The organism is Variovorax sp. OK605 (assembly GCF_900115445.1).
In the GTDB taxonomy this organism is placed as follows: Bacteria; Pseudomonadota; Gammaproteobacteria; order Burkholderiales; family Burkholderiaceae_C; genus Variovorax.
This window is the reverse complement of record NZ_FOWL01000028.1, coordinates 1-12,946: the sequence shown is the minus strand read 5'-3', so window position 1 is coordinate 12,946 and position 12,946 is coordinate 1. Positions and strand designations below refer to the sequence as shown.

Sequence of the window (12,946 nt, the reverse complement as noted above, 5' to 3'; positions counted from 1 at the left end):
ATGACGGTCCTTTGGCGGGTTGCGATGCTCTCGGTGCTTTTCGTGATGCTGGCCGGCTGCGCGGGTGCCAAGGCGCCGCCGGGTTGGCCCACCGGCGAGGCACGTCCCATCAACTCGCCTGCCGGCGCGAAGGCCGCGCGATGACTCGCAAGCAGACCTACTTCGACGCGGCGCTCGACTGGGACACGCAGCGCCGGGACGATCTGGAGCGCCGCGCCGCTCGCAGCACGGCCGTCGCCTGGGTCTGCGCGGTTCTTTGCGGCTTGAGTGTGCTCAGCGTGAGCATCCTGTTGCCGCTCAAGCAGTTCGTGCCCGCGGTGATCCGCGTGGACAACGCCACTGGTGCCTACGATGTGCAGGCGCCGGGGGAGCTGGCCCATGTGGGTCTGGCACGCGACCAGAAAATTCTGTTGTCCGACGTGGCGCGGTACGTGCTCGCCCGCGAGGGATTCACGCGCGGCGAAGCCGAGGCCAACTACAAGACCGCCTACCTGATGTCCTGCGGCCCTGTTCGCGCCGAGTGGGAGAACTTTTTCAATCCTCAGACCAACGCGCAGTCACCCGTGAAGACCATGAGCGCGACCGATTCGGAGCGCGCCGAAATCCTGAACGTGACCTTTCTGCCGACCGACAGAGACGACCTGCGTGTCGCGCAGGTGCGTTTCGACAAGACGGTCAGCCGCGGTGTGGCGGCGCCGGTACGCACGCGGTACATCGCCACGCTGACGGTGCAGTATGACGCCGGCAACATTCCAGGGCAGATCAAGGATCTGCATGTCAACGCCTTCGGCTTTTGCGCGCTGAACTACCGGCGCGACCAGGAAGGCGCGGCACAGGTGCTGGCTTCGAGCGGCACTTCGGGCACGCCGCGGGACGCTGCGATTGAGCCCATGGCGTCGGTGCGGCCGGCGGAGCCGCGATGAACCGTCTCTTGTGTGCGTCGCTGCTCGTGGGGGCTGCGCTGGGCTGGCATTGCGCTCGCGCGGAGATCGGTACGCGACCCTCCGCGCGTGATCCGCGAATCCAGACGGTGCGGCTCGCGGGCGACGACGTGGTGCGCATCTTCGCTGCCGAAGGCGTGGCAACGACCATCGAGCTGGCACCCGGCGAGCAGATCACGAACTTCGCCATGGGCGACCGTGATGCGTGGCACGCGGCGGTCAACGGCAATCTCTTCCTGATCAAGCCCAAGGACGTCAGGGCCGACACGAACCTGACGCTGTTCACCCTTCGGCGCTCCTACCTCTTCGTTTTGCGCACCACCGGGCGTGGCGCCAGGAACGTGGCCTACTGGGTTCGCGTCGTGCATCCGGAAGGGGTCTCCGGGGGCGGCGGTGACCGGGCGCAGGCCGAACGCGCGCAGGTGAGGCAGGACCTGGCCGGCGCCGCGTCCGATGGCACCCGCAGTGACGACTACTGGATCGTGGGTTCGGCCGACTTGCAGCCGCTCGCGATGCACGACAACGGCCGCCAGACCTTCATGCGCTTCTCGGCGGCGAACGCGATGCCCGCCGCGTTCGTGGTCGAGCCCGATGGCAGCGAGAGCCTGGTGGATTTCCATGTCGAGGGCGGCACGATGGTGCTGCACCGCGTGGTGGAGCGCATCCTGTTGCGCCGGGGCAACCAGGTGGCCGGGATCACCAACCGATCGCCGAGGCAGCCGATCGAGCCGATGTCCAGCGGCACCGCAAGCGGCAAGGTCCAGCGTGTGATCAAGGCCACAGGGGGCTGAGCGTATGTTTGAACGCAGGCACGAACAACCCGTCGCGGAGGAGGAGCGGGACGGCATCGTCGAGCCGGCGCGCGGCAACGCCCCGGGCCAGAAACTGATCCTGGTGGGGACGGCGTGCCTGGCCGCGCTTTTGATCCTTTTTGGCATCATGAGCCGCAACAACTTCTTCGGATGGTTCGGTGCACCCCGAGCCGGCCGCGGGGAAGTGGCAGTGGATGCGCGGCCGGTCGGGGTTCCGGAAGTTCCCGTGCCCCTGTCGCTGGCCGGACCGGCGGGGCAGCCGCCGTCGTATGTCGAGTGTCCGGGTGGTGTGCGCTTGCCACTGGGGCTCGAGTGCCCGGCGCCCTCTGTTGCTCCTGCGCCGTCGAGCGCCGCGTCCAGCGGCGAATCGCTGGCACAACGGGTGCGCGAACGACGGCTCAAGGGATCCATTGCGCCGGGTGTCGAGGTCGGCGATGGCGCGGGTGCCACCATGGCGACGCGCATTGCAGCAGGGGACGCGCGCAGTACGCCGGCCTTTGCCGCCACGGTCGACGCGAGTGCCGGCGGCGCGGCTGTGCTGGGTCGTTCGCTCTCCGCCGCGTCCACCCCGGGAGCGAGCGCCGCGCTGATCGCGAACCCGACGCTCACGCTGGGCAAAGGGTCTCTGCCCGACTGCACCTTGCTCACCGCGGTTCTCAGCGACCAGCCCGGCTTCCTCAAATGCGTGCTGAGCGCGCCGGTGTATTCAATGGATGGCAAGGTCATCCTGATGGAGGCAGGTACCACGCTGGAAGGCGAGTACGCCCCGGGTGTGCAGGCTGGCCAGAGCACGATCTTCACGCTCTGGACGCGCGCGGTGACACCGCACTTTGTCGCGGTGCCGCTGAACTCCCCGGGCACCGACGTACTCGGGCGCTCGGGCACGCCTGGCCACATCGACAACAAGTGGTTCGAGCGCTTTGCGGGGGCGGTGTTCTTCTCGCTGTTCGAGGACGCCAAGCAGATCGCGATGGCCCGCGATGAGGCGCGCGCAGCGCAGCGCGCCAGCAGCCGTACGGGGGACACCTTCAACATCGGCACGCAGGGCACGCTTTCGCGACTGGGCAACACCGACAGCACGACCCAGTCGGTCGTGCAGGAGATGCTGCGCCAAGGCAGCGCGGTGCGACCGAGCCTGACCAAGAACCAGGGCGAGGTGATCAAGATCTACGTTGCGCGTGATGTGGATTTTTCCGACGTGTACGAACTGCGCCCGGTGCGCGCACCATGAGCGAGACCGATCGCTATCTGTCGGTGCTCGTTCACCTGCGTGTCCTGGACGAATGGCTCCAGGCCAGAGACGTCAACGAGATTGCGGTCAACGCGCCCGGCGTGGTGCAGTTGTGGCGCGGCGGGGTGTGGGAGGCGGTCGAAGCGCCTGAGGTCTCGTTCGACTATCTGCAAACGCTCGGCAGCTTCCTGGCCAATATCTCCCGCAAGCCCTTCGACGAGGCGCATCCGGTGCTGTCCGCGCACCTGCCTGGCGGCGAGCGCGTGGAGATGACGATGCCGCCGACCGCCGCGCGCGGCATGATCTACCTGAACCTTCGCAAGCACACGAGCCAGCCGTTCGCACTCGGCCAGTTCGCCGGGCAGGGCTATTTCACGCAGACGCGGCATGTCTTCGCGCCGGCGCTGGGCGAGGAGGAGCGCGTGCGGCTCGGCACGGTGCTCGAGCCTATGCAGCGCGAACGCTGGGCGCTCGCGTGCGCGGGAGACTGGCCGGCCTTCCTGGCCCACGCGGTGCGCGGGCGGGAGAACATCCTTGTGTCGGGCGCCACGGGCAGCGGCAAGACATCGTTCATCCGCGCGCTCATCGAACTCATCCCGCATTGGGAGCGGATCCTCACGGTCGAGGACACCCCGGAGATGCCGCTGCACAACCACCCGAATTCGCAGGCACTGTTTTACCGCCGCGAGAGCCAGGGTGGGGAGCGCATGGTCGGGGCGAGTGCGAAGGAGGTACTGCAGGCGGTCATGCGCAAGACACCGCACCGCGTGATGCTCGCTGAACTGCGCGGCGACGAGACCTTCTACTACGTGCAGAACGTGCTCAACTCCGGCCACCCCGGCGGCATCACCACGGTCCATGCGAATTCACCGCGCGAGGCGTTCCTGCGGGTGGCCCTGCTCATCAAGGCGTCGGATGAAGGCCGAAGCCTCAGCCTCGAGGACATCCTGCGCCTGCTGCATATGCTGGTGCACGTCGTGGTGCAGATCGTGTTTGACCCGGCTTCCGGGCGGCATGTGCCTGCGGTTTACTACGACCCGATGCACGCGATGGCCTCGCTGCGGTGATGCGCCCGCCGAGACGATGCTGCGCGCCCACTCGATACTTCACAGTGATGCATGGCCTCGAGTTCCTAGGCCCGCATCGATCGGGTGCGTCGCACAGCATACGTTTGCAGTTCGACGGGTGTCATGATCGCGCTCGCTCGGACCTGCGAAGTCCTCTTCCAGCCAATCTGCGCCCGACGTCAATGCCGGCAGCCTCCTTTTGCCACAGGGGCTGTGGTTGCCGCCGCCAACGCATTCACCGCCAGACAGATCGCAGCACTTAAGCCGTGCGAGGCGAGGGCCGCACTGCCTGCGCTGGTGCAAACGCGGGGCGCGGCGCTCCAGGCGATGCTCGTCCCTGCCTCCTGCAACGCTTCAACCGGTGCAAAATACTCGCCGCCCACCGCGTGATGCGCCTGTGTGCTCACGCCCAGATTCACGCCATGGACATGGCGGTGGCCGCCCGCACCGTTGTAGGTGCTCAGGAACTGCACCTGCATCGCGTCGGCATGCGCGGGGTGCTCCGACCAGTCCCGATTGCCACCGGTGCCGCACACCACGTCCGCGCACTGTCGCAGTTGCGGAGCCCGGCCGATCGGTTGCGACCCGGCTGTTCCGGTCTGTGAAGGCGAAGCAGCGCGCGCCGCGCGTGGGCGAGGTGCCGCATACCTTCAGCGCGCGCTGCACCGACGTTGCGCGTCGACAGTGTCGCAGCCAGATCGGAAGACGCGACGGACGCATTTACATTTAGTGCGGCATCCCGCACCGCCTTGGTGTTCTTGCGCATGGGGTTGCGCTTGGTTGAGCCAACGCGCCAAGCGCGAAGGTATGAGGCGCGTGGCGCCGAAAAGGGTAGGACACGGTCCCTCTCTTCATTTGCATGCTCATCCAATCGCCGTAAATTGATCCAAGTTAATGCGTGGCGCCAAGCCATGGTGCAGCATCTTTTGTCGAGGTCTCATGTTCACCCAAAACCTACTCCGCAACCGTGTCGCCGAGCTCTCCGAAGAGGAGAGAGATGTTCTCGAAGGTGCAATCTCGGTCACGCAGCTGTATCCGGCCGGGCATGTGGTCGTCCGGCAGGGCGCGCCCGTCAGCATCAGCACGCTTCTCGTGAGCGGGTTCATGACTCGCCATGTCGACGCGCCCGACGGTCGACGCCATCTCGTCGCCGTGCATGTGCCTGGTGACTTCGTGGACCTGCATGCCTACGCGCTGAAGAAGCTGGATCATGACGTCGGTGCGCTGACCGACATCGAGGTCGCCGTCTTTCCTCATGCGTCGCTGGAGCGCATTCAGGCGGAGGACCCAGGTTTGACAAGGCGGCTGTGGTTTTTGACATTGCTTGACGCGGCAATGCACCGGCAGTGGATCTATCGGTTGGCCAGTCTGACGGCTGTTCAGCGCGTCGCCCACTTTCTGTGCGAGATGAATGCTCGACTCTTGGCGATCGGCGCGTCAGACGGAACCGGGTTCGCACTGCCCATGACGCAGGCTGACATCGGCGAGGTCTGCGGCTTGACGAACGTGCATGTGAACCGCGTGTTGCGTGAATTGCGCGAGGCGGGCCTGTGCCACGTTCGGTCTTCGGTTGTGAACATCACGGACTTGAAGGGGTTGACCGCCAAAGCGATGTTCGATCCCGAGTATCTGTACTTGAATCAACAGACCGCGGCGCGCGCCGTCGCATCAGCAGGAGCTCCCTCATGACGGACCGCAGCAGCGCTCTCAAACCTCGCGATGATCCGGGTCGGGCCACGGCAGAGAGCGGCGTGGTGATTCTGGACGGACCCGACGGGCTCGCGGTCACGATGACCGCCGACGCCGCGGCCCTCACCGCCGACAGCCTGCTGGAAGCGGTGAAGGAGGCCCGAAAGAGCTTGGCGGCGAAGTCGGGTCGCTCCGACGAGCGTCCGGATGAGGAGGAACCGATAGGTGATGCGAATTAGGGATGTGGCGGTGCCTGTCGGAAGTTCTGCCGTCGTCGGCAGCGACTTGTGGGTGCTCTTCGCCGGTGAGGAGCGTGGCGGCAGCGGCAGCGGCGCAACCCTCGCGGCGAACGGCGATTCGGGTGAGGAGATTTTCAGTTGATCGAATTGTGCACATGACGAACGCTATCGTGATTGCAGTGGCCGCAGACCGCATGACGTTCGCGGTCGAGACGGAGGATGGGACCTGTGCCGTTCTGCTTCGGCGCGATGGTCCGGCGGTGGACGCCGGGGACGTCGTCAGTGGGTCCGTCACCGCGCGTGGGCCTCAGCTGTTGAGGCATGAAGCTGGGGCGTGCGCGGTGGACGGGCAAAGTGGACCAATATCTCGCGAGGAGGCGCTGGCCCAGATGCTCGGATCACGCGGGACGCAAAGTGGCGACGAGGGGTACGTCAGGCGCGGCCACACGAGCCGCAGCGGCTGAGAGCGCCGAGCATTTCCTGGGGTTGAGACACGCCATTGCTCCAGTCGCGAATGTCTCGGTGGACCTGCCTGCTTGCGTGGGGCGGGACCCGGATTCGGTGCTTGCACGGCGTGAGGAACGCTGGCCTCCCTTCCGGGGCGCCTTTGTCGGTATCGGGCGCTGGTCGCAGTTCGCGCAGTCCGCTCTTGAAATCCGTGACCACAAGGCGGATCTTTGTTGGTGTGCTGCCAGTTCGGGCGCGCTGTACGCCGCGCAGTTGCGCGCGCTGGCCGACGCGCTGTGCGCGGGCTGAGGAGCCTGCTCGTTGATCGGCATCGACACACTGTGGCTGTGGAGTCAGCCGCAGGACATGCGCGCCGGGGCCGGCCGATTGCTCAACATCGTTGTCAACACAGTCGGCGAGGCGCGCGCACACCCTGGCTGCCTTTTCGCGGACCTGCGCTCCACGCGCGTCAAGCTGCTCGTGCACGATGGCTTCGGTGTGGTGCGCCACGCGTCGCCTGCACGCGGGGCGCTTCGTCAGGCTGGAACCTTCGCCAGGGCAGCTTCCGGCTGCCACGCTGCAACTAACCGCGCGGCAGTTTGAAGCCCTGGTGGTCGGCCTGCCATGGCAGCGCTTGGGCGAACTCAGCGTCATCAGCCGATCATGAAGCGCTGACGGACCAACGTTGCCGTTGGCATCGCATCTGTCGATGCGCAGCGGGCGCCTACTCGTGCAACATGCAGAGCATGCTCGGTGAGACCGCTACAGACGACCGCATCGTGCATACGCAGGCGTCGGCGTGGTGGAACAGGAGGTGCTGCTGCACGTCCTGTTCGTGGCATTCCAGGCGATGAAGCGCGGCGGCCATACGTGGCCGGTCGTCTCTGAAGAGGTGCAGGACAAGTGCTTGCTCGACGGCGAGGGTTCGCTTCAATGAGGGATTGCCGGGCGCGTTGGGCGGACCAGCTTGTCCAGCAGTTCTGTGACGAGTATTCCGAACGCTACCTGCTTGCCTTCGTCTACGGATACCTCGCGACCACGACTAGCTGCGCGCGCGCACCGAGGCCGAGAAATACCTGCTGCTGGCCGCCCTCAACCTCGTGGAATGCGTCGCCTTCGTCGGATCCATGACCACCCCTTAGGATCACTGGCTCGGGCTCGGATCAAGATGCAAAAAACATCCGCTGGAGTGCGAAGCGAATGGAGTCTTCAGGTGGGGGCGCAGGGTGGAAGTGATCGTGTGCAACTGCGCTCGGGGGCCACGCTGCGTCCGTCGGCCCGACAACTAAGCGTTGTCATTGGTCAGCTCCCGCTCCAGTGCCTCATTCACCTTCTTCAACTTCTCACTGGAAGCACTGAGCTGCTTTTCCAGTTCGCTTGTCTGCTCGACTGCACGATCCACATCGGATGACACAATCTCTTTCGGCAACTCGCTGTCTAAAACGGCGTGCACAACCGCAAGGTCGTCCGCCGCCTTCTCAACTGCCTGGGTCGCGTCCTTGTTCTCTTTCAGCGCTTTGGCAAGGCCGTGTGTCTTTTTCGTGCTTGAAAGTGGCTTTTGCTTGGGCATGGCTTTCCTCGGATTGAGCGACTGTTCTGAATGCTAGCCAAGAATGCGAAGTTGCCAACACGCAGCGCACAAGTTGAGCTTTAGGCCTACAAGCGCGGAGTGACTTACCCGTATAAATCAAGACCGCTTAGTTTTCAGCCAGCTCCCCTAACACTGACATGGCGCCCGTGCGCAATCGCTATGCCGCTCGCAACCATCCTGGTCGAAGACAGCAAGGTCATCAGGGAGAACTTGATTCCAGCCCTGACGGAGCTTTCCAATGTAGACGTAGTGGCAGTCGCAGAAACAGCAAGCGAAGCCATTTCCATTCTTGAAAGTTGCAAGCACACATGGCAGCTGGTGGTGGTAGATCTCTTCCTCCGCGAAGGGTCCGGTCTGACTGTCTTGCGCGCTTGCCAAGGTCGGCTGGCCCACCAACGCGTGGTGGTGCTGACGAATTACCCCACTGAGGAAATGCGACGTCGCAGCATGGAACTGGGTGCCGACGCGATTTTTGACAAGTCAAAGGAACTCGACCTGTTCTTTGACTGGTGCAACTTGTCGTGAACAAGTATCTTGTCGGCATCAAGCGCGTCGCGTTTGCTGAGAATCCTTCGGGGAATAGGACGATGACGTCCTCGCCATGCGACGCCCATAAAGGACCACCATCGCGGCGTGCATCGACTGGACTGGAGGAGACATCCGGCTTCGCGGCAAAATGCAGAAGGCGCGCCCATGAAAAAGCCCGCACGAGGCGGGCTTTGAGAATGTGGTCGTGAACTCTTACGCGGTCCACGCTACGGCAAATTCTTTTGCATGAAGTCATTTTTGTTTTCTTCGTCGTAGTGACTTCGACGCGCTGGTATCGGGTTCAGCTTGCCCCGAAGGACAGCGCTCAGAACCATTGAGCGTGGCTGGAGTGTACTCGATCGCGAGCGACGCTCGAGTCGCGCCAGCCCGGGCGGAGCGCGTGCAGCACGGTCACCGCAGCGAGGCCTTGCGCCGCCGCCGACTGCGATCATGAGCCCGGGTGTGTTCTACGGCGACGAGACCACGGTCCAGGTACCGAACGAGCCTGGGCGCAAGGCACAGACGAATGGCACTGGCCCACCAGTGCGGCTGTTCGCCAATGCGTCGGGACGCAGTGTCGCGCACGCCGAGACATTGCATGCCGGCCGCCCTGCTGCCAGCTGTGGTTGTTGACGCCGAGCTCCGCAGCGGCTTCCGACATGGTCAACCGCTGCCCATCCTCGTGAGCTGAACGGCACGCGCGGATGTCGTTCTCTCTGCGCACGGAGCTCACGCGATGCGCGGTCCACGTCTTCGCCTGCCCCGGTTGAAGGCCCATGCGATTGAGGGTCGCGGCGATGTGCTCGTCGGGCCAGCCCACCGAGGTCGCGCATCGTCGGAGAGCACTTCACATCGTGGCACTCGGACGCCATTTGCCGCACGCACAAAGAGCATTCCGCGGACAGATCAGGACGGGCAAGTCCCTTCCATTCAGCAAGACTCGCGCGGAATGCCAGGTTTTGAGCTGCTGCCCCTGAACCGGTCAACTCCTTCCGAGGATCGGATTGGCCGTCAGCGTGAGAAGGATGGTGGCGTACCAGGCCGCGTTGAGCCCAAGCGATTCGTCGAGATTGACGTCGCGAGTTCCCATATCGATGCGAGACGAATGAATGCCGAGCAGCTTCCAGGGGAGTGTCGCGCCTGTACCCGGAGCGCGCATGACAACGGGCGCGCCGCTGGTTCCGCGATGTGTGCGCGCGTCGGTCAAGAAAAGGCCTTGCCCTTGAAAACGGATGCCAAAAGCCGATGCGACGGCGGCCTGCCTGACCACGGGCAAGTGATACATCGTGTCGTGGAATCCGAGCGGGAAACCGACGATCAGAAGGCTCGCGCCGACCTCGACTTCGTCCGGTGCCACCTGCAGATGTTCTTCCGAAAAGCAGCACAGCTGCACCCCCGCAGGAAGCAGGGCGCGATCAATCTCGATCGCCGCCACATCGATTTCACCGCCCGAGTCTGCGCCCTGTCTCCACTGACTCTTGCCCGCTTCATAAAGCCACACCGACACGTTGTGCGACAGCGTGAGGTTCACCGGATCGACATGCACCTCGACCTCGATGCGGTTCGGGCGGTGCTCGCTTGCATCGTCATGCAGCACGTGGCGGCTCGTGACGAGAAAGAGCCGTTCCGCTCGCTCGAAGAAGAAGCCGCTGGCCCCGGTCAGCAGTCGCTCGCCGTCGAAGGTTGTGACCCGCGCAGTGGTCATGAGCAAGGGTTCGGTCATTCAGATTCCAGTGGCCGGGCAGCCTGTGTGCTCAGCTGCGGGGCAGATGTACGCTGAAGGCGGTGCCCTCATCGCTTGAAGACGTGACCGTGATGGTGCCACCATGGCCCGTGACGATCTCGCGTGCGATGAACAGGCCCAGGCCCAGGCTTGTCGCGGGCCGCTCATGCGGTTCGGATTGCTTACTGACCACCTGCACCAGCGGATTGAAAATGACCTGCATGGCGTCGGGCGGTATGGGAACGCCGCGATTCGTCACCACGATCAACACCTGCGTCGGCTCGTCCGCGACGCTCAAGATGACCGGGAACTCAGGATCCCCGTGGTGCACAGCGTTGGTCAGAAGATTGGTCAGCACCTGGCGCATGCGTGTCGCATCGAAGCTCAACTCGATCTGTGGGGGGATGCTGGCTCGCAGCAATCGATGGGGATAGGCGGTGGACACCTCGTCGAACGCCTCCTGGCACAGCGCACCCAGATCACCCTTGTGAGGCACCACCTCGATGCCGCGCCCGAGCCGCGTGCGCGTGTACTCAAGCAGATCCGTGATCATGGCGCTGATCGAGGTGATGCTTTGCCGCGCGATGCGCAAGATGCGCTCCCTCGGGCGGGCGTCGCCGCCCTTCTGAATCAGATGCAGGCACGTACTGAGCGCGCCGAGCGGATTGCGCAAGTCGTGCCCGAGCACCGCCAGGAAGGTGTCCCTCGAATTTGAAACGAGTTCGGAGTACGAGGCCATCGCCTCGGCCAGACTCTGGTCGATGCCCTCATTGAACCGCACGACGTCTTCCAGCATCACCGCATCGACTTCGCCAGCCACTTTCATCCAAAGGCGCAGAACGGAAGCGCGCAAGGCGCGGTACTCCGCGCCGAGTTGTGTCAAATCGAAGCCGACGCGCTGCCGCAGGCCGCCGTGCGTCGCCGCGAAGGTCGACCTGTCGCGCGGCAGGGCCAGGCCCCTGGACTTGGCTTCGCGCTCGTCCTCGGTCTGCACGGAATCCATCTCTCGGGCAATGGCAAGCAGTATCTCGCCCGCGTGATCGCGCAGTTCGACGACGGACATGGTCTCCGCCGGGGGGATCATCGTTCTTGCAAAGTCCTCCCATTCGACAAGGATCGCTTCGGTGTTTTCCTTGATGAACTGGCTCAGACGCATCGCCGGAGTATGCGCTTCAGTAGTCGATGCGCTGATTCTGCTCGGCATAGGTGAAGCTCACCACGTCGTCCAGGTCGAAGAACGTGCTGACGTGGGTGCTCGTGTCGGCCAAGGCACTGGACGATCCTGTGACGCAGCCGACATCCTCTTCCGAAGGGCGCTTGAAGATGCCCTTCAGGATTACCCCGTTGTACAGCGTGACCGCCACGGCCTCGAGGTGCACGTCACGGCTGTTCCTGGTGAGCGAGGCGATGGCCGCCTTGGCCGCAAGTTTGGACATGTTTTCTCCGGGCAAAGCGGAACAGTGTGACAGGCATCAGACTACCGCCTGTTTTGCGCCGGTGCGATCGTGGCTCCAACTGGTCAAGATTGCGCTGGCACTGACACCCCAACGGATCGGCCACGCGAGGGCAACCAAGAGAGCCGCGAACTAGCTTTCCCGCGCTCTCGCTGGTTGCGCCTGCGGCGCAAGCCAGAGCTCTGTCCGTGGAGCGCCTGTGCTGAGCAGCAGCCTCCGGCGGGCCGCCTCAGCCTTCCCCGGCCGCGCACATTGACCGGCCATTGACCCGCGCGGCCTCGATCACGCGGCCTTCGCCGGTTGCCAGCGGTTGGGCGCGGCCCTCGGCACGCACTGCGTCGCCGATCTTCAGGCCCAGCCGCTCGAAGCCGTCGGGCCGGGTGTGGACGAAGTCGCCCGTGTCGAGCACCACGCCGTTGGCCTCGCCGTGGCGTGCGTAGTTCAGGCGCACCACCGTGCCGTCGATGCGTTCGCCGGCGCCCGCGTGCCGCGGCGTTTCGCCGTCGACCGAGGCCAGCCGCTCGAAGCGGTACACCGTGTGGGCCGCCTTCCCCTTGGGGGAGGGGCCTTCTTCGGTGCCCTCGATCACCAGCGCCTGGCCGACCTGCAGGCCCGCGAAGGCGGACGCCGCGCCTTCGTCGTGGCGCCCGAAAACGAACTGCGTGGGCACGCCGTCGGTGTCGATCAGCACGCCTTCGACGCCGCCCCTGGGGCTGTACACCAGGTGCTGGAAGCGGCCTTCGACGGACCAGACATCGAGGGTGTCATGGGTGTCGTGGTTGTCATGGGAATGCGCCATGGGGAGTCCTTTGCGTGAGTGGTCGTGGAACGGAAAAACACGATCAGCCGAGCCGCAGCAGCAGCGCCGACGCCGCGCACACGACCAGGAAAGGAATGCTGATGCGGTGGAACTCGCGCAGCCCGTGCGGCACCTTGGCCAGCCGCAGCGCGATGAGGTTGGCCAGCGAGCCCAGCACGCAGCCGAAGCCGCCCACGCTCACGCCGGCCGCCAGCGCGGGCAGGTCGTGCACGTAGCGGTCGAGCAGGATGGTGGCCGGCACGTTGCTGATGAACTGCGAGGTGACGATGGCGGCAAGGTAGGCGCGCCAGCCTTCGGCGATCGGCCATTGCCCCACCAGCGCGGCCACGGCCGGCAGCTCGGCGAGCTGGCGCAGGTCGACGAACATCAGCGCGATGATGGCCAGCAACGCCCAGTCGACGCCC

Annotated in this window: 17 protein-coding genes and 1 pseudogene; 11 read left to right on the top strand and 7 right to left on the bottom strand. The window is 64.7% G+C overall.

All coding sequences use genetic code 11. From position 1 onward, the window contains the following. Genes BM013_RS41530 through virB11 form a run of 5 tightly spaced genes read left to right on the top strand, consistent with a single transcriptional unit; the run spans position 1 to position 4,051 of the window. Positions 1–144: a hypothetical protein gene (locus BM013_RS41530; RefSeq protein ID WP_177225685.1), complete on the top strand. Its 144-nt coding sequence runs from the start codon at positions 1–3 to the stop codon at positions 142–144. Continuing rightward, entirely contained in the window at positions 141–923 is a 783-nt protein-coding gene (locus tag BM013_RS38380) for a VirB8 family type IV secretion system protein (protein WP_093135591.1), read from the top strand. The genes BM013_RS41530 and BM013_RS38380 overlap by 4 nt, the downstream gene beginning before the upstream one ends. After that, complete coding sequence (locus BM013_RS38375) at positions 920–1,732, top strand: TrbG/VirB9 family P-type conjugative transfer protein (RefSeq protein WP_093135589.1); 813 nt, start codon at positions 920–922, stop codon at positions 1,730–1,732. Before BM013_RS38380 ends, BM013_RS38375 begins: the two co-directional genes overlap by 4 nt. A 4-nt stretch (positions 1,733–1,736) precedes the next feature. Further along, on the top strand, positions 1,737–2,984 hold the full coding sequence (locus tag BM013_RS38370) for a TrbI/VirB10 family protein (protein WP_093135586.1): 1,248 nt from the start codon (positions 1,737–1,739) through the stop codon (positions 2,982–2,984). Next, entirely contained in the window at positions 2,981–4,051 is a 1,071-nt protein-coding gene (gene virB11, locus BM013_RS38365; RefSeq protein ID WP_093135583.1) for a P-type DNA transfer ATPase VirB11, read from the top strand. Before BM013_RS38370 ends, virB11 begins: the two co-directional genes overlap by 4 nt. A gap of 179 nt (positions 4,052–4,230) precedes the next feature. Here the strand turns inward: virB11 and BM013_RS40995 are convergent, their stop codons facing one another. Next, positions 4,231–4,530 carry a hypothetical protein gene (locus tag BM013_RS40995; protein ID WP_143098482.1) on the bottom strand — a complete coding sequence of 100 codons (300 nt, stop codon included), beginning with the start codon at positions 4,528–4,530 and terminating at the stop codon, positions 4,231–4,233. A 460-nt stretch (positions 4,531–4,990) separates the two neighbouring features. Here BM013_RS40995 and BM013_RS38360 point away from each other — a divergent pair, with 460 nt between their 5' ends. The 5 genes from BM013_RS38360 (at position 4,991) to BM013_RS42040 (ending at position 7,363) form a co-directional block, all read left to right on the top strand. Next, positions 4,991–5,740 (top strand): Crp/Fnr family transcriptional regulator, encoded by a 750-nt coding sequence (locus tag BM013_RS38360; protein WP_093135581.1) that lies wholly within the window; start codon positions 4,991–4,993, stop codon positions 5,738–5,740. Next, positions 5,737–5,979 (top strand): hypothetical protein, encoded by a 243-nt coding sequence (locus BM013_RS38355; protein ID WP_093135578.1) that lies wholly within the window; start codon positions 5,737–5,739, stop codon positions 5,977–5,979. Before BM013_RS38360 ends, BM013_RS38355 begins: the two co-directional genes overlap by 4 nt. Before the next feature lie 522 nt (positions 5,980–6,501). After that, positions 6,502–6,735: a hypothetical protein gene (locus tag BM013_RS40990; RefSeq protein ID WP_143098481.1), complete on the top strand. Its 234-nt coding sequence runs from the start codon at positions 6,502–6,504 to the stop codon at positions 6,733–6,735. 12 nt (positions 6,736–6,747) lie between these two features. Beyond that, positions 6,748–7,029 (top strand): IS66 family insertion sequence element accessory protein TnpB, encoded by a 282-nt coding sequence (gene tnpB / locus BM013_RS40985; RefSeq protein ID WP_143098480.1) that lies wholly within the window; start codon positions 6,748–6,750, stop codon positions 7,027–7,029. 199 nt (positions 7,030–7,228) lie between these two features. Beyond that, positions 7,229–7,363 (top strand): hypothetical protein, encoded by a 135-nt coding sequence (locus tag BM013_RS42040; RefSeq protein ID WP_256221875.1) that lies wholly within the window; start codon positions 7,229–7,231, stop codon positions 7,361–7,363. A gap of 348 nt (positions 7,364–7,711) precedes the next feature. Here BM013_RS42040 and BM013_RS38345 read toward each other — a convergent pair whose 3' ends face one another. Further along, the gene (locus BM013_RS38345; protein WP_093135572.1) at positions 7,712–7,996 is read right to left on the bottom strand and encodes a hypothetical protein; all 285 of its coding nucleotides are present in this window, start codon (positions 7,994–7,996) and stop codon (positions 7,712–7,714) included. 180 nt (positions 7,997–8,176) lie between these two features. On the opposite strand from BM013_RS38345, the gene BM013_RS38340 reads away from it, so the two are divergent. After that, positions 8,177–8,542: a response regulator gene (locus BM013_RS38340; RefSeq protein WP_093135570.1), complete on the top strand. Its 366-nt coding sequence runs from the start codon at positions 8,177–8,179 to the stop codon at positions 8,540–8,542. 985 nt (positions 8,543–9,527) lie between these two features. Here BM013_RS38340 and BM013_RS38330 read toward each other — a convergent pair. The 5 genes and pseudogenes from BM013_RS38330 to BM013_RS38310 all read right to left on the bottom strand — a co-directional run. Then, complete coding sequence (locus BM013_RS38330) at positions 9,528–10,268, bottom strand: trypsin-like peptidase domain-containing protein (protein WP_093135567.1); 741 nt, start codon at positions 10,266–10,268, stop codon at positions 9,528–9,530. Positions 10,269–10,299: 31 nt separating this feature from the next. Further along, entirely contained in the window at positions 10,300–11,424 is a 1,125-nt protein-coding gene (locus BM013_RS38325) for a sensor histidine kinase (protein WP_093135564.1), read from the bottom strand. Between the two features lie 16 nt (positions 11,425–11,440). Beyond that, positions 11,441–11,704 carry a hypothetical protein gene (locus BM013_RS38320; protein ID WP_093135562.1) on the bottom strand — a complete coding sequence of 88 codons (264 nt, stop codon included), beginning with the start codon at positions 11,702–11,704 and terminating at the stop codon, positions 11,441–11,443. A 247-nt stretch (positions 11,705–11,951) separates the two neighbouring features. Further along, on the bottom strand, positions 11,952–12,521 hold the full coding sequence (locus tag BM013_RS38315; RefSeq protein ID WP_093135559.1) for a hypothetical protein: 570 nt from the start codon (positions 12,519–12,521) through the stop codon (positions 11,952–11,954). A 43-nt stretch (positions 12,522–12,564) separates the two neighbouring features. Continuing rightward, positions 12,565–12,946: pseudogene (locus BM013_RS38310) on the bottom strand (citrate transporter); the annotation flags it as partial.

Coding starts and splice junctions, on each gene's coding strand:
- BM013_RS41530 (WP_177225685.1), top strand. CDS start 1: ATGACGGTCCTTTGGCGGGTTGCGATGCTCTCGGTGCTTTTCGTGATG.
- BM013_RS38380 (WP_093135591.1), top strand. CDS start 141: ATGACTCGCAAGCAGACCTACTTCGACGCGGCGCTCGACTGGGACACG.
- BM013_RS38375 (WP_093135589.1), top strand. CDS start 920: ATGAACCGTCTCTTGTGTGCGTCGCTGCTCGTGGGGGCTGCGCTGGGC.
- BM013_RS38370 (WP_093135586.1), top strand. CDS start 1,737: ATGTTTGAACGCAGGCACGAACAACCCGTCGCGGAGGAGGAGCGGGAC.
- virB11 (WP_093135583.1), top strand. CDS start 2,981: ATGAGCGAGACCGATCGCTATCTGTCGGTGCTCGTTCACCTGCGTGTC.
- BM013_RS40995 (WP_143098482.1), bottom strand. CDS start 4,530: ATGCAGGTGCAGTTCCTGAGCACCTACAACGGTGCGGGCGGCCACCGC.
- BM013_RS38360 (WP_093135581.1), top strand. CDS start 4,991: ATGTTCACCCAAAACCTACTCCGCAACCGTGTCGCCGAGCTCTCCGAA.
- BM013_RS38355 (WP_093135578.1), top strand. CDS start 5,737: ATGACGGACCGCAGCAGCGCTCTCAAACCTCGCGATGATCCGGGTCGG.
- BM013_RS38345 (WP_093135572.1), bottom strand. CDS start 7,996: ATGCCCAAGCAAAAGCCACTTTCAAGCACGAAAAAGACACACGGCCTT.
- BM013_RS38340 (WP_093135570.1), top strand. CDS start 8,177: ATGCCGCTCGCAACCATCCTGGTCGAAGACAGCAAGGTCATCAGGGAG.
- BM013_RS38330 (WP_093135567.1), bottom strand. CDS start 10,268: ATGACCGAACCCTTGCTCATGACCACTGCGCGGGTCACAACCTTCGAC.
- BM013_RS38325 (WP_093135564.1), bottom strand. CDS start 11,424: ATGCGTCTGAGCCAGTTCATCAAGGAAAACACCGAAGCGATCCTTGTC.
- BM013_RS38320 (WP_093135562.1), bottom strand. CDS start 11,704: ATGTCCAAACTTGCGGCCAAGGCGGCCATCGCCTCGCTCACCAGGAAC.
- BM013_RS38315 (WP_093135559.1), bottom strand. CDS start 12,521: ATGGCGCATTCCCATGACAACCACGACACCCATGACACCCTCGATGTC.